The sequence below is a fragment of the Bacillus cereus group sp. BfR-BA-01316 genome (assembly GCF_022664195.1).
Lineage (GTDB): Bacteria > Bacillota > Bacilli > Bacillales > Bacillaceae_G > Bacillus_A.
Window position 1 is genome coordinate 166,263 of record NZ_JAKUGX010000005.1, and the last position, 17,417, is coordinate 183,679.

Here is a 17,417-nt window from a genome sequence, read left to right on the forward strand (position 1 = left end):
TTCATTGATGATAGAAATCAATCATAGTGAGGAGAAACAAAATGAATACGATGACTTTTGAAAAGTTACAATATAACGAATTAATGGAAATAGTGAAATCATATTGTGTAAGTGGATTAGGAAAAGAATTATTAAATAAATTAGTGCCGAGTACGAGTATAAAAGTAGTGAGAAATCGTTTAAATGAAACGACAGAAGCACGAGCTATACTAGATGCAGAAGGGCATGTTCCTTTCTTCGGAATTTCTAATATTGCTAGTACAATTCAAAAATTAGAAAAAGGGATGATTTTAGACCCAGCAGAGTTAGTGAGCGTTTCAGACTTTTTACGTGGGTGTAGAAAGATTAAAAAGTTTATGATGGATAAAGAATTTTTTGCGCCAGTATTAGCTTCTTATGCAAATTCAATGACTGAATTTAAAAGTATCGAAGAAGAAATTAATTTTTCGATTAAGGGAAATAGCATTGATGCAGCGGCTAGTAAAGAGTTGAAACGAATTCGAAATAACATTGATTCTGTTGATGGAAAAATAAAAGAACGTTTAACGAAGTTATTAAATAGTAGTGCAAATAAGAAATATATTCAGGAATTCTTTATTAGTAAGAAGGATGATCGCTATACGATTCCGATCAAATCTACCTATAAAAATCAAGTTGCGGGAAGTATTGTTGAAGCATCTGCAAAAGGTTCTACTGTATTTATAGAACCACATACGGTTACAAAGTTAAATGCGGAACTAGCAAGTTGGAAAGCAGAAGAAGCGATGGAAGAGTATCAAATTTTAGCAACTTTATCAGGAATGGTATTAGAAAATATTTATCATATAAAAATTAATATGGAATTGATTAGCCAATATGATATGGTATTTGCGAAAGCGAAGTTTAGTAAATCGATCGATGGAATAGAGCCGAAATTAAACGATCATGGCTACATTCATTTAGTGAATTGTAAGCATCCGCTTTTAAGTGAGAAAGTAGTACCATTAAACTTTGAAATCGGTCAAGAATACCGTAGTTTAATTATTACTGGGCCGAATGCAGGCGGGAAAACAATCGTGCTAAAAACAATTGGATTGTTAACATTAGCGACGATGTCTGGTTTGCACATTGCTGGAGATAAAGAAACAGAAATTGCTATTTTTGAAAATGTGTTTGTAGATATTGGTGATAATCAAAGTATTGAAAACGCACTAAGCACATTTTCATCTCATATGAAAAATCTTTCCGAGATTATGAGGATGTCAAATAATAATACGTTGCTATTATTTGATGAAATAGGAAGCGGCACAGAACCGAATGAAGGTGCTGCGCTTGCGATATCAATTTTAGAAGAATTTTACCTTGCAGGATGTATTACAATTGCGAGTACGCATTACGGTGAAATTAAACGATTTTCAGAAATGCATGGTGATTTTATGAACGCGGCAATGCAATTTAATAGTGAGACATTGGAGCCGCTTTATAAATTAATGATCGGTAAATCTGGTGAAAGTAATGCACTTTGGATTGCAAATAAAATGAACGTAAAAGAACATGTACTGCAAAGAGCGAAAGAGTATATGGGGAATAAAGAATATCGTTTAGAAAAAGTGAATGAAAGTAAAATTAGAAAACCGAAATTCGTGCAAGAAAAAAGAGAAAATGACTATGAATATAAAATCGGCGACCGTGTGAATTTATTGGATCATGATGATTTTGGTATCATCTATAAGGAAAAAGATAATTTCTATAATGTCGTTGTATATTATAATGCTGAATTCGTTGAAGTGAATGTAAAACGTATTACTTTAGAGGTAGCGGCGAAAGAATTATACCCAGAAGGATATGATTTAAATACACTATTTGTCGATTATAAAGAAAGAAAAATGCAACACGATATTGAGCGCGGATCGAAAAAGGCGCTTCGTAAAATTGAAAAAGAAATGAGAAAGAATAGAGGATAATATAGAATGGTAACGATGAGACAAGAACAACAAAATGATTATAGTAAGACTGAAGAAGTTGTAAAAGCAGCGTTTTCAAAAGAAGAATTCAGTGATAAAACAGAACACGAACTTGTGAGTCGTATTAGAAAATGTGATGCATTTATTCCAGAATTATCATTAGTTGCGGTAGATGAAGAAATAGTTGGGCACATTCTGTTATCAAAAATTAAAATAGAACAGGATGGAACTTCTGTAGAATCATTGGCACTTGCACCAGTATCGGTTGCTCCAAGTCATCAGAAAAAAGGAATTGGTGGCAAACTTATATTAGTGACGCTAGAAAAAGCGAAAGAACTTGAATATGGATCAGTTGTAGTATTAGGGCATCCGGAGTATTATCCGAAATTTGGTTTTGAACGCGCGAGTAAGTGGAATATAAGAGCGCCATTTGAAGTGCCGGATGAAGTGTTTATGGTTATGGAACTAAGATTGAATGCTCTTCAAGGTGTTGAAGGGGTTGTTCAGTATTCGAGTGCTTTTTCTGAATAAAAGTACCGATTAAGAAATGTAATCATAAAAAACGCTATCTTTTTGTAGGGATGTACAGAAAGATAGCGTTTTTTTATTAAGCAGATCCACTTACGTATATGTATATTTTGCTCAATGAATAATTGAGATGGTAAAATTGATATAGAAATGTAAAGGGAGAGAATATGATGAAGAAGCGAGAAGCTAATAGTAAAGGTAATCTAGTCACGCTATATGTTACAAGACACGGTAAAACAATGTTAAATGCTAGTCATCGCGTGCAAGGTTGGGCGGATTCTCCACTAGTAGAAAAAGGTGTTGAAATTGCCGCAAATTTAGGAACTGGATTAAAAGATATAAATTTTGCTAGCGTTTATAGTAGTGATAGCGGTCGAGCGATTGAAACTGCTAATTTAGTATTAAAATATAGTGAGCAATCAAAGTTTAAACTTGAGAAAAGAAAAGATTTACGTGAATTGAATTTTGGCACTTTTGAAGGTGAAAAGGTTGAAAATATGTGGGACGCTATTGGAAAAGCGGCGGGTGTTAAATCACCAGATGAACTAATGAAATTTTCTATTGAAGAAATTATTAATCTAATTAGGGCAGCAGATCCTACGAAACAAGCTGAAGATTGGGAAGTATTTTCTACTCGTATAAAAACAGAGATTGATAAAATTAGTGAAGAAGCTGCTGAAAATGGTGGAGGTAACGTTTTAGTTGTAGTCCATGGACTTATGATTACTGCATTAATAGAAATGCTAGATCGCAGTAAAACAAAACTTGGAGTGAAAAATGCAAGTGTGACGAAGATTTTATATCGAGATGGAACATACACCGTCGAATCGGTTGGGGATATGAGTTATGTTGAAAAAGGAAAAGAAAGTGTGGAAATATAATAATATCTCAAATAGAAATAAGAAAAGGAAGTTAGAAAAATCTAGCTTCCTTTTCAGTTTGTGAATTATGGGATTAATAAAATCTTCCCAGTACTTTTTCTGCTTTCTAATAATTCATGAGCGCAGGCACCGTCTTGTAAAGAGAATGTAGTAGGACTCGCGATTGTTACTTTTCCGGTCGCAATCCATTCGAATAATTGAGAGGATCGTTTTTTCCGTTCTTCATAAGTCGTAAGAACATTCCAAAGGTCTCCGCCAGTTAAAGTTTTTGAAGTATCCATAAGCATACGCGGATCAACGGGCGCAGGATTACCACCAGCCATTCCGTAAAATACGACAGTACCACCAGTTTTAGTAGCATTAAAACTTTCCTCTAATGTAGAGCCTACTGATTCATATACAACATTTACTCCAGTACCATTTGTTATTTCAAGTACTTTCGTATGCCATGATTCAGTATATAAAAATACGTGATCGGCACCAGCGAATGCGGCTACTTTTGTTTTTTCATTTGATGACGTTAGGCCGATTACTTTTCCGCTTTGTAGTTTAATCATTTGAATAAGAAGTTGACCAACACCACCAGCTGCGGCATGAACTAAAGCTATATCACCCTGTTTTATTTGATAGCTATCTTTCGTTAAATAATGTGCTGTTAATCCTTGTAATAAGACAGAAGCGGCTGTTTCAAAAGAAATAGAATCTGGAAGTGGGATTGCTTTTTCTGATGGAACGGCAACTAATTCTGCATTTGCAAATGGAACGTCAGCAAATGCAATGCGGTCTCCAGGATTGATTGTAGTAACGTCAGCTCCTACTTTTTCAACAATACCAGCCCCTTCATAACCTAATATATAAGGCGGGTTGCCAGCGAGATGATAATCACCACGGCGTCTATAAATATCAGCGAAATTTAAACCGATTGCTTTCGTACGGACAAGAATTTCATTTGGATTTATGATTGGATTAGGTATTTCGTTATATTGTAGTACATCCGGATTTCCGAACTGTTCGAAACAAAGTGCTTTCATATGGAATACCTCCATTTATATTGTTTGTAGATGTTCTTTATCATACAATACAACTATCAATAGAAAAAGAAGATTATTTCGATGAAATCAATCGAAAATACCGATTGAGAAGAGGGATGATAAATGGAGATAAAACAATTAATTACATTTAAAGTAGCAGCAGAAAGTTTGAATTTCACACAAACTGCGAAGAAATTAAACTTTGCTCAGTCGAGCGTGACAGCGCAAATTAAAACGTTAGAGGCTGAGCTCGGTACGCCGTTATTTGAGAGATTAGGAAAACGCCTTTTCTTAACTGAAGCAGGAAAGAAGTTTCAACTATATGCCGATAAGATGATTGCGCTTAGTAATGAAGCGAAAATGGCTGTGAAAGATGATGAGGAAATAGCAGGTACGTTAATAATAGGTGCGCAAGAAAGTCAATGTACATACAGGCTTCCTTTCATATTAAAGAGGTTTAAAGCACAATTTCCACAAATAAAGCTTATATTTAAACCTGCGCATTCCAATAAAGATGCGAAGGAACAATTGATGGAGGGGAAAGTAGACCTTGCGTTTATTTTAGACGAATGTAAAACAGAAGATGTTTTACATGTGGAGCCACTTTTGAAAGAAGAATTAAAAGTAGTAGTTGCTCCGGGGCATCGTTTACTTGAACAACCGTCCGTTTCTACAAAAGATTTAGAGAGTGAAACACTTTTACTAACAGAACTCGGTTGCTCCTATCGAACTTTATTTGAAGAGTTATTTCGTGCAGATGACGTATATCCAGCAAATAAGATTGAGTTTGTTAGTGTAGAAGCAATTAAACAATGCGTCATTGCAGATTTAGGTATAGCGGTTTTACCGGCGATAGTAGTAGAAAAAGATATACGAGAAGGAACGATAAAAGAGTTACATCTAGAAAATACAATCTCTCCAATTTTTACGCAAATTGCTTGGCATAAAGATAAATGGATGACAGCGCCGTTACAACAATTTATTGATGTAACGAGGGAGTCTTTTAATTAACAGGTGTTGCAGTTGGACGAGTAACATAATAAATGATTAAGCTTATTTATGGAAAGAAAGAGCGTGCTTTGAAAAAGATTGATCAAAACGTGCTCTTTCTTTTTGTGATTATTTAGTTCAGTTGTATTAGTATAAATAAATTTTAACGTTATTGGCGGTTATTATAAGTCGATCTTTAGAACAATTGAATTAACTAAGGTCTGTATCAGGAGGAGTGTATCCGAGGTGACGAGCCATTGATACAATTTGTCCTTTATGATGAAATTCATGTGTTTCCGTATGAGTTAAAAGCCATAGCGGAGTTGTGCTCCAAGGTTCTTTTTGCCATTTCACTTCATTTGCTATATTTTCGAGCCACCGGTCATTGTATTCATCTAAAAAATGTTGTACAGTTTCATCTACTAACTTAAACCTGGCACGGACTTTCGCGACATCTGCATGTTCAATTTCATAATCGCTAGCAAATGAAAAATCTGCTCGTTTTTGGTTAAATGCGAATGATCCGAGCCAGTATCGATAGCAATCTGCTACATGAATATGGGTTTTTATAATGCTGCCATTTCCGAAGTTAGGAACCGTGCTGTGCAATTTTTCTAGTGAAATTTCTTCTAAAAACGTAAATAAAGCTTCTCGAGTGGAGCTAATAAGATTATATTGTTGTTTTAAAACATCTAACATGTAATTACACTCCTCTTTTGTTTACTGAAATATTTGTGCAGTAAGTAATTCTATATTTACGAGGAGTGGACCTTTTTTTATTGTTTTCAGTAAGCATATTAGGTGTATTTCTTGATTGTTTCTGATAGATTAAACAAAGTGAAACTTTAGTCAGTGGGATATTCTCCGCTGATAATAAACTGTATATAAGAAAGGAAATGATAGAGTGAATAGAATAGTTGGTTTAAAACAATTTGAAATAACGCGTGGAGCATTACTTAAATTTATGGAAACTTTAGATGACAAAACTGCGGATACGCAGCCGGATGGCTTTAATAACACAATCCGTTGGCATATCGGTCACGTGTTAAGTGCAGCAGAAACTTTCATGTTTGGAAGAGAGTTTAAACACTTACCAACTGAATATCCAGGTATGTTTGGATATGGATCGAGACCATCTAAATGGGGAAAAGAAGGACCATCATTAGAAGTGTTAACAGCTCAATTAAAAGAACAAGCAAAGCGCATTCATGAAATTCCAGCAGAAGCATTTGAAAATAAACTTCCAGAGCCATTCCTAGGATTGGAAACAGTAGGGGAGCTTTACGGTATGATGCTTTACCATGAAGCGGATCATATTGGTCAAATGAAGGCGATGGAACGAATTATTAAAGCTCTTTAGTAAAAAAACGAAATCCTAGATGGATTTCGTTTTTTTATTGAGCAAGCAAAGAAGATTAGTTGTTTCTAATATGTATTTACATAATCATCATTATCTTTTCGATTGCTTCAAATGTTTTAATTGTGTAACAATCATAATGCTAATGACAACGAGTAAAAACCATGAGCTAATTTTGCTAAGGTGAACGAGGTTCCATGTTTCCCGTTGATTTGGGTATTGCCATGCTCCGAAGAAAGTAGCGATGTTTTCTGCAATCCAAATAAAGAATCCAATAAGGAAAAAGGAGAGAACGAGCGGCATTTTATATGTAACACCTTGTAATGAAAATTCCACAAATGTTCGAAAGAAAACAATAAATAAAAGTAAAGTTAATACCCATCTAAAGTCATATAGAAAATGGTGTGTGAAAAAATTGAAGTAAATCATTGCTCCTAACGGCACGGCAAAAATGGCTTTCGGCCAATTATACATTTGTAAATGCAATCTTCTCCACGCTTGACATATGTAACTTGCGACGCTTGCATACATAAAACCGCTATAAAGTGGAACTCCAAAAACCTTCGAATACGCTTCTTCAGGATAACCCCATGAACCGAAATGTACTTTATATATTTCTAGTAGAAGGCCAATGAGGTGAAAAACAGTAATTACTTTTAATTCGTCTTTCGTCTCAAGTCCAGTCTTGTACATAATCCATTGCATAAGAAGACATACAATGAGTATGAAATCATAGCGATATAATCCTGGGATAGAAATGATTTTTGAAAGGGCTAGTGTTAAAAAAATAACGACTGGGAACAAGCAGGATAATGCTTGCTCGTAAGTGAAATGTAGTAGTTGTTTTATATAGAACATTGTGTCACCTTTGGTGTATTTATTAGAAAACTCAAAATAATGACTAAGTATACTACAATTTTAAAAATAAAACAGTAGTCTATTTTGCATGTATTTGTAAGTTTTAGAAGGGAATTGTAATAAGTGTTTTAATATTTTAACAAAGTAAAAAAATAGTTTGCTATTTAAAAAAAGTGGGGATATAATATCTAAATGAAAATGATAATTATTATCAATAATGATTATAAATAAAAAATAATTATAAAAAACAACTGAATATAAAGGATGAAATGAAACATGTTACATAAGTCTACTGTACATGCTGGTAATAATCGCTGGATACATATTAAGTTCGTATGTTTCATGAGCTTAACAATTGTATGTTTAATTGGATCTATATTTTTAGCCGTTGCATTCGGTGCAAAGGATATTCATTTGCAAACGGTATGGGCAGCGGTTTTTGATTACAATCCGAAATTAACGCAGCATCAAATTATTTATGAATTAAGGCTCCCAAGGGTAATTGGAGCGGCAGTTGTAGGAGCTGCTTTTGCAGTTGCTGGTGCTGTTATGCAAGGAGTAACACGAAATCCTTTAGCTGATGCAGGTGTGCTCGGAATAAATGCAGGTGCGATGTTTGTAGTAGCACTTAGTTTTGCCTTTTTCCCGCATATGCCGTATTCCTACTTAATGATTGTTTCCTTTATTGGAGCAGTTTTAAGTACCATACTCATTTTTATTATCGGATCGGCAACATCAGGAGGGTTAACACCGATGAGGTTAACGATTGCTGGGGCAGTTATGGCAGCGCTTTTACACTCATTAAGTTCAGGTATTGCAATTTATTATGATTTAAGCCAAGATTTAGCGTTTTGGTTTGCTGGTGGTGTTGCGGGGGTTAAGTGGGAACACTTGAAATTTTTAGTGCCTATTATTCTCATAACGATTGTTTTTGCAACAGTGCTAGGGCGATCTATTTCACTCATATCAATGGGGGATGATGTTGCTACGAATTTAGGTGTGAAAACGAACCGAACGAGAATACTTGGGATGATTATAGTAGTCATTCTTGCAGGTGTGTCTGTTTCAGCTGTTGGTTCCATTGGATTTGTAGGACTTGTTATTCCGCACATCGCTAGAAAATTAGTAGGTGTTAATTATCGGCTTATTATTCCTATGTCAGCATTATTAGGAGCTATGTTATTGGTGTTAGCTGATTTAGGGGCAAGAACAGTAAATCCTCCTAAAGAACTTGCGATAGGAATTATGGTAGCTCTTGTTGGAGTTCCGTTCTTCCTTTATATAGCACGTAAAGTTGGGAGGGAGTTATAAGTGAAGGATCTTTTTAACACGGATAAAAAGAGAGCTATTACTGTAACTACAATTTTCGGATGTATAAGTATCGCTGTAATTTTAATTAGTTTAAATACAGGTACGCTGAGCATCGCACCGCTCAAAGTAATTCAAATGCTTTTTGGCTATGGTGATTTTGAGAGTGCAACCGTGCTATACGATTATCGTATGCCAAGAATAATCATCACAATGTTAGCAGGTATTGGCCTTGGAGTTTCTGGTGCGATTTTGCAAGGGCTATCTCGTAATGCACTCGCAGATCCAGGTATTCTCGGATTACATTCGGGTGCATCTTTCGGGCTAATTGTATTCGTTACTCTCTTTCAGTCTATTAACGAGAGTGCATCGATTTTAATACCGTTATTTACGTTTGGCGGGGGAGTGTTAGCTGCATTTCTTATTATTTTACTTGCGAGTGACCGGTCAAAAGGTTTACTTCCTATAAGACTTATTCTCGTTGGGATTGCAGTTTCAGCTGGTTTTAGTGCACTTTCGTTATTTTTCTCTCTCAAGTTAAATGATGAGACGTATACATTCGCTTCTAGATGGCTAGTTGGTAACGTGTGGGGAAAAGATTGGATTCATGTTCTTGCATTAGTACCGTGGATTTTTATATTAACTCCGTACGCATGGTTAAAATCTAAAACGTTAAATGCACTGTCACTAGGTGATAGTGTAGCAGCAGGACTTGGTGTATCTGTTCAAAAAGAACGGTTACTGCTTTTAGCTACAGCGGTAGGATTGTCTTGTGCAAGTGTATCAATGGCAGGGGGAATTGGCTTTATCGGCTTAGTTTCTCCGCATATTGCAAGGAAGTTAGTAGGTACTACCTATCAACACTTCCTTCCGTTAGCTGGCATTATTGGAATGATTATTTTAGTACTCGCAGATACGATAGGTCGTTCTGTATTCGAGCCAAACTCTATTCCAGCTGGTGTAGTAGTAGCGGCTTTAGGAGCGCCGTATTTTCTTTATTTACTTACAAAAACAAAATAAATACTTCAAAGAGGAGAACATATGAAAAAGAAACTTTCCATTTTATTTAGCATTATGTGTATTTTAGTTTTATCAGCATGTGGTCAAACGAAATCTAGTGAAGAGGCAACTAAAAAAACAGGAAAAAGTAATGATCCAAAAATTGCTTCGATGTCTATTCACTTAACGAATAATTTACTTGCATTAGGAATTACACCAGTAGGTTCTGTTATTGGTGGAGATTTAAAAGATTTCTTACCGCACGCAAAAGAACGGCTGAAAGATACGAAGAAACTTGGTGTTGTAACAGATCCAAATATGGAAGCATTACTACAATTAAAACCATCTGAAATTTATGTTGATGAAAAATATGCTGGCAAAGATTTAGCGAAATACGAAAAAATTGCAAAAACACATTCTTTCAATTTAGATGAAGGCACGTGGAGAGATCATTTAAAAGAAGTTGGTAAGCTTGTAAACCGTGAGAAAGAAGCAGATAAATATATTCAAGACTATGAAGAACAATCAAAACGAGTAAAAAGTTTAATAGATAAAGAACTAGGTAATAACGAAAAAGTAATGGCAATTCGCGTTACTGCAAAAGAATTACGTGTATTTAGTACGAAAAGACCGATGGGACCAATCTTATTCCAAGACTTAGGATTACAACCTGCAAATGGTGTAGAGAAAATTGATGGAAACCGTCCTTTCGAAGTAATTTCACAAGAAGTATTACCTGACTTTGATGCGGATGCTATTTTCGTTGTCGTAAATAGAGACGATAAAGCAAAAGCAGCATTTAAACAACTTCAAGAAACACCGATTTGGAAAGATTTAAAAGCTGTTAAAGGTAAGCACGTATACATTATTAATGACCAACCATGGCTTGACTATTCTGCCTTAGGTAACAAAATAGCAATGGATGAAGCGGAGAAAATGTTTACGAAGTAATATCGTTTGGTTGTTAGGAAGGCCCTCTAAATTTGGAGGGTCTTTTTATCGTTGTTATTGTTAGAATAAATGAAAAATTATACAATGAAGTTAATTCAATGTAGAGGAGATGTGCCAATGTCGGCGCTTATTGTAAGTATCCTATTAAAAAAAACAGTTTATGGAACAAGGGGATAAATAGGCTAGAATTACTGTCCCCGCTATTTTAAAAAAGGGGAGTTTCAGATGACAATTAATCTTTTTCGAGATAAAACAATTAAATTATCAGCTATTAGAGCAACGGATGCTGAAGTAATGGCTGTGTGGCAAGAGGATAGTGAGTATTTAAGAAATGTAGATACAGATTTAGCATTCCCGCAATCTTTACATGAAATATCAAATGATGAACTACTAAAGGGACGGAGATCAAATAGTATTTCTTTCATGTTAAGAACAGTTCAAGATGATCGCTTAATTGGTTTTGTTGCAATTCATGGCATAGAGTGGAATAACAGAACAGGTTTATTAGCCATTGGAATAGGGGATGCAAATGATAGGGGAAAAGGATATGGGAGAGAAGCAATACATCTTATTTTAAAGTATGCTTTCTATGAAATAAATTTACACCGGGTTGGTCTCGATGTTATTTCCTATAATAAAGCTGCCGTTGCACTGTATAAAAAGATGGGTTTTCAGATGGAAGGATGTATGAGAGAAGCAGTTCAAAGAGATGGAAAGTGTTTTGATCGTATGATTATGGGGATATTGCGGGATGAATGGATAGTGCTGCAAGATTAAAAGTACATTCCATATTATATATGTAGTATGCAGGAGATATAACGGTAATTGGCGAAAATTTACAGTGCACTGATTGAATTTATAAGGAGTTATGCGAGATGAACTTAGAAAAAAGTAAGCCAGTAAACGAAGAGGTCGCTGAATTAAAAGAACTAATTAAAGAACTACACGGAAGTGTACATCAACTTCAAAGTGAAGTCCAACAACTAAGACACGAAAGACCGGTTGTTGAAGTGAGAAAAGGTGTTCAATTATCACCGGCAATCATCGGACAAATTGGTGGTATGATTTTAGGTGGATTAGCAATTATAGGTATATTCTGGTGATGAAAAAGGTTTGCAGCACTATGCTGCAAACCTTTTGTATTTGACGATATAATTTCATGCAATACAACCTTTACATTAAATAACGCAAATAAATGTAAGCATGTGATAACAATAGCGCAATGATTGTTAATGGGAAACCGATTTTTAAGAAGTCCATATAAGAGAATCCATGTCCTTCACGTTTTGCAATACCAGCAACGACTACGTTTGCTGATGCTCCGATTAACGTTCCGTTTCCTCCTAAGCAAGCTCCGAGAGATAACGCCCACCATAGTACTTCGATTTGCGGAGAGTCGACAGATAGTCCGAGTCCTGTAGCTAAATCTTGAATAAGCGGGATCATTGTTGCGACAAATGGGATATTGTCGATCGTCGCAGATGCGATGCCAGATACCCATAAGATAAGTATCGCAGCGAAACCGATGTCACCGTTTGTTACGTCGATTACTTCTTTTGCGAGTGAAGAAATAAGTCCGATATCAATTAACCCGCCAACGAGAACGAATAGTCCGGCGAAGAAGAAAATGGTTACCCATTCAACGTGGGCGAATATATCTTCAATATCATGTTCTTTCACGCCGATTAACATAAGGAGTGTAGCACCTGTCATCGCAATAACGGCAGCGTCTACATGAATAATAGAATGAAGTACAAAGCCTAAAATAGTTAGTCCTAAAATCGTAATGGATTTTAAAAGGAGGCTTTGATCTTTAATATAATCTTTTTCATTTAATGCCATTAGTTTATCGATTTGCTCAGTTGTTGTTTTTAGTTTGTTACGATACATGAAGTAAATAATACCGAGTGTAACGATAGAAATAATGATTACGATTGGAGCTAAGTTTAATAAGAAGGCATTAAAGTCTAAATGCTTATTAGCTGATCCAATCATAATGTTAGGCGGATCACCGATTAATGTTGCTGTTCCGCCTATATTTGAAAATAGTACTTCTGAAATTAAATAAGGAACAGGGTTTACTTTTAAAATACGTGTAATGGATAGTGTAACAGGTACGATTAATAATACGGTTGTTACGTTGTCCAAAAATGCAGAACCAACAGCGGTTAATAGGGATAGTAATAATAAAATGCGGATTGGTTTTCCGCCAGCTGCTTTTGCTGCTTTAATGGCTACAAATTCAAATACGCCTGATTGACTCGTAATATGTACGAGAATCATCATCCCAATTAAAAGGGTGATCGTTTCCCATTGAATATGTGATGTGAAAGCAGTATGTAAATCTACAATTCCAAAAATAATCATAATAACAGCACCGAATAGTGCGATTACAGCACGATTCAATTTCTCAGAAATAATAAAACCGTACGTGACTAAAAATACGGCAATTGCAAAATAATATTGCCAATTTGCTACTTCACGTGCTGATTGTTCCAAGCATGTCACCTTCTTTAAAGTATGTATTCAATTGTCGAAATGTATCTCACTGCATTAACATGGGATAAAATATATTGTAGCAAATTCAAAAAAGAAAGAAAACTATTTAACAAAGTGAAGGAAAAAATGAGATTTTTACATATCATATAAAAAATATAAAAAACACAGTGCAAATTATTAGGAAAAGTGAGCGTTGTCCTCTAATATAGAGATAGCAATTTACATTATTTTTGCGTAAAATGGTTTAAAGAGGTGAATTCCGATGGAAATAGTAAAAGATAGTTCTCTTATTCAAAATGAAATTGAACGTTTTGTAAATAAAGATGTATATATTCATTTAGAAACGACGAATGGAGCGTATGCGTCACACTTTAATGAAAAGATGATGACAGTTGGAGCATTCATTCGAAATGCAATTATTCGCTTTGAGCGCGGGAAAATAACTGGAACAAACCCATACCGAGTTGGTTTGAAAATGGATCATGGCTGGGTATATGCAGAAGGCATTACGCACTGGGAAATAGACGATAAAGAGCGTTTATTACTAGCAGGGCATGATAACCAAGGTCGCTTAGCGGTAGCGCTTGAGTTAAGCTTAACACCATTTAAGTAAGAAGGAGGGAAACTTATGGAGAGACATGTACTTGTTGTATTTCCGCATCCAGATGATGAAGCATTTGCTGCGGGAGGAACAATTCGCTTATTAACAGACCAAGGAGTACCTGTAACGTATGCATGTGGTACTCTTGGACAAATGGGACGTAACATGGGGAAAAATGTATTCGCTAACCGTGAAACGATTCCAAATATCCGTGAAAAAGAATTAAAAGATGCATGTGAAGCGATGGGGATTCAAGATTTAAGAATGCTTGGTTTCCATGATAAAACGTTAGAATTTGAAGATGTTGATTTTGTTGCAGATAAAATCGAAGCGATTATTCAAGAAGTAAATCCATCTCGAATTATTACATTTTATCCAGAACACGGAGTACATCCAGATCATGATGCATTTGGCCACGCTGTAGTTCGCGCTGTATCGCGTATGCCAAAAGAAGAGCGTCCAGTCATTCATGCGGTTGCGATTACGAGAAATCGCGAAGCTGTTTTAGGTGAGCCGGATGTTGTAAATAATATTAGTGAAGTATTTGAATATAAATTAGCTGCACTAGGCGCGCATCGTTCACAAACAGAAGCAATGCTTGAAGAAACACATGCAAAAATAAAAAACAAAGATGCAGCAACATTAAAATGGCTGCAACTTGAACAATTTTGGACTTATAAATGGGAGTAGGCTAGAAGGATCTCTTCTAGTATCTCTTACATATAAAAAGCGCCGTCACTTGTGATGGCGCTTTTTTGTGCTATTTTTTCGTACTAGCCAAATACATGAGCATGTGGAATTTTTCGTCTATTACATGATAATCAAAATAAGGTCCTGGATCTGTACAGTAACCGATATTTTCACTTTGCGTGATTTGAAATTTGTGGCCTGATAAATTTTCTTCTAAGTATTTTGGATATAAAATATGTTCGTGAGAATTTGGATATAAGGCTGAAATATTTTTCAAGGATTTGGCCGGGCTATCATAATACGAGTATCCGCCGACAATTGTTGAACTGCTATGTAAATAGTTTTTTAGAACGTGAATTGGGAACTGCGGATTGAGTAGTGAAAAATCAGTTACTGAAAAACTATCCACAAAAACATCGATGCTAAGCGGTTTCAATGGCAGATTTAAATCGGAATTTAAAATATAAAGGACGCGTGGCTTCGGATTCATACGCTCAATTCTGTTTCTAACCTTCTTGAGCATCGCAAGCGAGTAGCCACTGAATACATAGGATGCGCTTGGTTCAAGAACATCGATATATTTGGGTAGTGACACAAAAGCGTCAACGTTTGTTTCCACAATTAATTTGTTTGTCAAATCTATATTTTGTAGAACTTTTTGAAACTGAAAATTAATTTTTTCAAATAAGTTAATCATTTTGGGATTGATCTCTTTAATCGTTTCTTTATCGTAAAAATAAGATGGATAAGGAGACGTCTCGTACAAGTTCGCAGTAATGATAATACCCTCCTCGATAGCTGCTTCGTACCCACAGTTACAAGTTAAACTCCCCGTGTGAATGTAGACTTTTTTAATCGTTACATCTTTTATTTCAAGTGGAATGCGGCATTTCGGACAATAGAGCAGATTTACAAAGTCAAGCGGGATTCCTGTAATATTCTCTTCTTTGGATGAAGGCGAGCTAGTTTGAACCGCTTTTTCAATCAATTGGATAGCTTTTGATATGTCTTCTTTTTTTTGGGTCAGCTGTTCCTTTTTATCAATGAGCAAGTTGTTGTAGTAGTCGATATCCTCATGGTCCGAGAAGTTTGTGACACGCCGATATGATAAAATTCGTTGGATTTCTATCAATGAAAAATGAAGTTTTTTCAGCTCAGTAATAAAAGCCATGTCGTCGAAACACAATTGGTTCATTTGATACTGGGTGTTTTTTTTGTCTGGTATTAATAATCCTAGTTCAATGTAATAACGAACGGTATCAGTCGTAACATGAAAAAACTTCGCAAATGTACCAATTTTCATAGATGTCCCCCCAATGAAAAAAGTGGAGTTACTCCATTTTTTTCGCAAAATGAATTCAAAAAACTCTCAAATAGCTATTGACTTGGAGGAAGCTCCAAGTCATATGATTAACTTAATAAGTTTGAATATTGAGAATATTTTTGACTGTATTGTAACATACATGTCACGAAAGGAGAAGGATTAGCTATGGATAAGATGGATCATATGGATACTCTCTCACTATGGACAGCGACTGCAAACAGCTATGACAAAGGAAAACCTCTTGAAGGAAATGAAGAGGCGGATGTTGTCATTATTGGCGCAGGTTTCACAGGTCTTTCTTCTGCATATCATTTGCAAAAGTTAGGGAAGAGTGTCATTGTCCTTGAGCAGGAAACAATCGGATATGGCGCAAGCGGTCGCAACGGCGGGATGGTATTGCCGGGCTATAAGTCAACGATACAGGAGCTTGCCAAGAAGTATGGTGCCGAAGAGGCGAGACAGCTTAACGATCTTTCTCTGCTTAGTGTTGAATTAGTTAAAAACATTATCGACGAGCATCAAATCAACTGTAACTTCAGAAAGACAGGTCACATTGTGGCGGCTTACAAAGCCAAGCATTTTGAAGGATTGAAACATGAAAGTGAATACTTAAACAAAAATTTTGGATACGAATCAAGCGTGCTTAATCGAAGTCAGTTGCACCAAGAGATCGATTCCCCGCATTATTATGGCTGTTTAGTCGACAACTCGAGTTACTCGTTCCAACCACTGAACTATGCAATTGGTTTGGGAGAAGCAGCTAAATCGATCGGTGCAAAAATCTTTGAGCATTCGAAAGCACTATCTATTGAGTACGGCCGAAATAGTGTGAAAGTTGTAACAGAAAAAGGTGCTGTTACTGCGAAAGACATTATTGTGGCTACAGATGGTTACTCTGGAAAAATCATGACTGAACTGAATAAAGGCGTACTGCCAATTTCGGCACGTATTATTGCTACTGAACAGCTTCCAGAATCACTGGTGAATACCGTCATTCCTAAAGATCGCATGGTTTTTGATACAAGCAGTTTCCTTTACTATTTCAGGCGCACACCAGATAATCGGATCATATTTGGCGGTGGCGATATTCGTCCAAACTTAGGCGATGCTGTTTATCAAAATGTTTACGATGCCATGGTTAAAATAATGCCAAAACTAGAAGGAAGCAAGATTAATTTCCGGTGGGGTGGATTTATCGGGGTTACAATTGATACGTTCCCGGTTATCGGTAGATCCAAAGAAGGCGCATATTTCGCAACGGGTTATACGGGCCATGGCGCGTCTCTCTCGACATTGTTTGGTAAGTTATTGGCACAATGGATTGTTACGGGGAGTGCAGGTGGATACCGATTTGAAAAGGAACGCCTCAAATCATTCCCATTCTATAATCAGAAAACGATGCTGGTCAATATAGCACATATTGGTTTCAAACTGGTAGATATTATCGCGTAAAGGAG

18 protein-coding genes are annotated in these 17,417 nt (G+C 35.9%); 13 read left to right on the forward strand and 5 right to left on the reverse strand.

Annotated elements, in window-relative coordinates; genetic code table 11:
• The first annotated feature begins 41 nt into the window (after positions 1–41).
• The 3 genes from MR071_RS06610 (at position 42) to MR071_RS06620 (ending at position 3,352) form a co-directional block, all read left to right on the forward strand.
• A complete protein-coding gene (locus MR071_RS06610; protein ID WP_242235458.1) occupies positions 42–1,943 on the forward strand; it encodes an endonuclease MutS2 in 1,902 nt (633 codons plus the stop codon).
• A gap of 6 nt (positions 1,944–1,949) precedes the next feature.
• On the forward strand, positions 1,950–2,474 hold the full coding sequence (locus tag MR071_RS06615; RefSeq protein WP_242235460.1) for a GNAT family N-acetyltransferase: 525 nt from the start codon (positions 1,950–1,952) through the stop codon (positions 2,472–2,474).
• 167 nt (positions 2,475–2,641) lie between these two features.
• Positions 2,642–3,352, forward strand: coding sequence for a histidine phosphatase family protein (locus tag MR071_RS06620; RefSeq protein ID WP_105585194.1), 711 nt, complete (start codon positions 2,642–2,644; stop codon positions 3,350–3,352).
• A 65-nt stretch (positions 3,353–3,417) separates the two neighbouring features.
• Here MR071_RS06620 and MR071_RS06625 read toward each other — a convergent pair whose 3' ends face one another.
• Positions 3,418–4,383: a quinone oxidoreductase family protein gene (locus tag MR071_RS06625; protein ID WP_242235462.1), complete on the reverse strand. Its 966-nt coding sequence runs from the start codon at positions 4,381–4,383 to the stop codon at positions 3,418–3,420.
• 123 nt (positions 4,384–4,506) lie between these two features.
• Between MR071_RS06625 and MR071_RS06630 the strand changes: the two genes are divergently transcribed.
• Positions 4,507–5,394 (forward strand): LysR family transcriptional regulator, encoded by an 888-nt coding sequence (locus MR071_RS06630; protein ID WP_242235464.1) that lies wholly within the window; start codon positions 4,507–4,509, stop codon positions 5,392–5,394.
• A 189-nt stretch (positions 5,395–5,583) separates the two neighbouring features.
• Here MR071_RS06630 and MR071_RS06635 read toward each other — a convergent pair whose 3' ends face one another.
• Positions 5,584–6,072, reverse strand: coding sequence for a DinB family protein (locus MR071_RS06635; RefSeq protein ID WP_242235466.1), 489 nt, complete (start codon positions 6,070–6,072; stop codon positions 5,584–5,586).
• Positions 6,073–6,277: 205 nt separating this feature from the next.
• Between MR071_RS06635 and MR071_RS06640 the strand changes: the two genes are divergently transcribed.
• The gene (locus tag MR071_RS06640) at positions 6,278–6,733 is read left to right on the forward strand and encodes a DinB family protein (protein WP_242235469.1); all 456 of its coding nucleotides are present in this window, start codon (positions 6,278–6,280) and stop codon (positions 6,731–6,733) included.
• 90 nt (positions 6,734–6,823) lie between these two features.
• On the opposite strand, the gene MR071_RS06645 is transcribed toward MR071_RS06640, so the two are convergent.
• On the reverse strand, positions 6,824–7,588 hold the full coding sequence (locus MR071_RS06645; RefSeq protein ID WP_242235471.1) for a DUF817 domain-containing protein: 765 nt from the start codon (positions 7,586–7,588) through the stop codon (positions 6,824–6,826).
• A gap of 276 nt (positions 7,589–7,864) precedes the next feature.
• Here MR071_RS06645 and MR071_RS06650 point away from each other — a divergent pair, with 276 nt between their 5' ends.
• From MR071_RS06650 to MR071_RS06670, 5 genes are all read left to right on the forward strand, one after another.
• Positions 7,865–8,899, forward strand: coding sequence for a FecCD family ABC transporter permease (locus MR071_RS06650; RefSeq protein WP_105585189.1), 1,035 nt, complete (start codon positions 7,865–7,867; stop codon positions 8,897–8,899).
• Positions 8,900–9,916 (forward strand): FecCD family ABC transporter permease, encoded by a 1,017-nt coding sequence (locus MR071_RS06655; RefSeq protein WP_242235473.1) that lies wholly within the window; start codon positions 8,900–8,902, stop codon positions 9,914–9,916.
• 21 nt (positions 9,917–9,937) lie between these two features.
• Positions 9,938–10,846 carry an iron-hydroxamate ABC transporter substrate-binding protein gene (locus MR071_RS06660; RefSeq protein WP_242235475.1) on the forward strand — a complete coding sequence of 303 codons (909 nt, stop codon included), beginning with the start codon at positions 9,938–9,940 and terminating at the stop codon, positions 10,844–10,846.
• 225 nt (positions 10,847–11,071) lie between these two features.
• The gene (locus MR071_RS06665; RefSeq protein WP_105585186.1) at positions 11,072–11,623 is read left to right on the forward strand and encodes a GNAT family N-acetyltransferase; all 552 of its coding nucleotides are present in this window, start codon (positions 11,072–11,074) and stop codon (positions 11,621–11,623) included.
• Between the two features lie 98 nt (positions 11,624–11,721).
• Positions 11,722–11,949, forward strand: coding sequence for a coiled-coil domain-containing protein (locus tag MR071_RS06670; protein ID WP_002111012.1), 228 nt, complete (start codon positions 11,722–11,724; stop codon positions 11,947–11,949).
• 70 nt (positions 11,950–12,019) lie between these two features.
• Here MR071_RS06670 and MR071_RS06675 read toward each other — a convergent pair whose 3' ends face one another.
• A complete protein-coding gene (locus tag MR071_RS06675) occupies positions 12,020–13,345 on the reverse strand; it encodes an ArsB/NhaD family transporter (RefSeq protein WP_242235477.1) in 1,326 nt (441 codons plus the stop codon).
• Positions 13,346–13,607: 262 nt separating this feature from the next.
• Between MR071_RS06675 and MR071_RS06680 the strand changes: the two genes are divergently transcribed.
• Positions 13,608–13,958, forward strand: coding sequence for a YojF family protein (locus MR071_RS06680; protein ID WP_098220375.1), 351 nt, complete (start codon positions 13,608–13,610; stop codon positions 13,956–13,958).
• A gap of 15 nt (positions 13,959–13,973) precedes the next feature.
• Positions 13,974–14,636, forward strand: coding sequence for a bacillithiol biosynthesis deacetylase BshB2 (gene bshB2, locus MR071_RS06685; protein WP_242235479.1), 663 nt, complete (start codon positions 13,974–13,976; stop codon positions 14,634–14,636).
• Positions 14,637–14,706: 70 nt separating this feature from the next.
• On the opposite strand, the gene MR071_RS06690 is transcribed toward bshB2, so the two are convergent.
• Positions 14,707–15,939: a MerR family transcriptional regulator gene (locus tag MR071_RS06690; protein WP_105585183.1), complete on the reverse strand. Its 1,233-nt coding sequence runs from the start codon at positions 15,937–15,939 to the stop codon at positions 14,707–14,709.
• A gap of 186 nt (positions 15,940–16,125) precedes the next feature.
• Here MR071_RS06690 and MR071_RS06695 point away from each other — a divergent pair, with 186 nt between their 5' ends.
• Positions 16,126–17,412: an NAD(P)/FAD-dependent oxidoreductase gene (locus MR071_RS06695; RefSeq protein ID WP_105585182.1), complete on the forward strand. Its 1,287-nt coding sequence runs from the start codon at positions 16,126–16,128 to the stop codon at positions 17,410–17,412.
• Positions 17,413–17,417: the final 5 nt, after the last annotated feature.

What these genes read in the sequence shown, in the direction of transcription:
- MR071_RS06650 (WP_105585189.1), top strand. Translation starts at nt 7,865, where the DNA reads ATGTTACATAAGTCTACTGTACATGCTGGTAATAATCGCTGGATACAT.
- MR071_RS06660 (WP_242235475.1), top strand. Translation starts at nt 9,938, where the DNA reads ATGAAAAAGAAACTTTCCATTTTATTTAGCATTATGTGTATTTTAGTT.
- bshB2 (WP_242235479.1), top strand. Translation starts at nt 13,974, where the DNA reads ATGGAGAGACATGTACTTGTTGTATTTCCGCATCCAGATGATGAAGCA.
- MR071_RS06620 (WP_105585194.1), top strand. Translation starts at nt 2,642, where the DNA reads ATGAAGAAGCGAGAAGCTAATAGTAAAGGTAATCTAGTCACGCTATAT.
- MR071_RS06670 (WP_002111012.1), top strand. Translation starts at nt 11,722, where the DNA reads ATGAACTTAGAAAAAAGTAAGCCAGTAAACGAAGAGGTCGCTGAATTA.
- MR071_RS06695 (WP_105585182.1), top strand. Translation starts at nt 16,126, where the DNA reads ATGGATAAGATGGATCATATGGATACTCTCTCACTATGGACAGCGACT.
- MR071_RS06630 (WP_242235464.1), top strand. Translation starts at nt 4,507, where the DNA reads ATGGAGATAAAACAATTAATTACATTTAAAGTAGCAGCAGAAAGTTTG.
- MR071_RS06610 (WP_242235458.1), top strand. Translation starts at nt 42, where the DNA reads ATGAATACGATGACTTTTGAAAAGTTACAATATAACGAATTAATGGAA.
- MR071_RS06680 (WP_098220375.1), top strand. Translation starts at nt 13,608, where the DNA reads ATGGAAATAGTAAAAGATAGTTCTCTTATTCAAAATGAAATTGAACGT.
- MR071_RS06645 (WP_242235471.1), bottom strand. Translation starts at nt 7,588, where the DNA reads ATGTTCTATATAAAACAACTACTACATTTCACTTACGAGCAAGCATTA.
- MR071_RS06635 (WP_242235466.1), bottom strand. Translation starts at nt 6,072, where the DNA reads ATGTTAGATGTTTTAAAACAACAATATAATCTTATTAGCTCCACTCGA.
- MR071_RS06690 (WP_105585183.1), bottom strand. Translation starts at nt 15,939, where the DNA reads ATGAAAATTGGTACATTTGCGAAGTTTTTTCATGTTACGACTGATACC.
- MR071_RS06625 (WP_242235462.1), bottom strand. Translation starts at nt 4,383, where the DNA reads ATGAAAGCACTTTGTTTCGAACAGTTCGGAAATCCGGATGTACTACAA.
- MR071_RS06665 (WP_105585186.1), top strand. Translation starts at nt 11,072, where the DNA reads ATGACAATTAATCTTTTTCGAGATAAAACAATTAAATTATCAGCTATT.
- MR071_RS06615 (WP_242235460.1), top strand. Translation starts at nt 1,950, where the DNA reads ATGGTAACGATGAGACAAGAACAACAAAATGATTATAGTAAGACTGAA.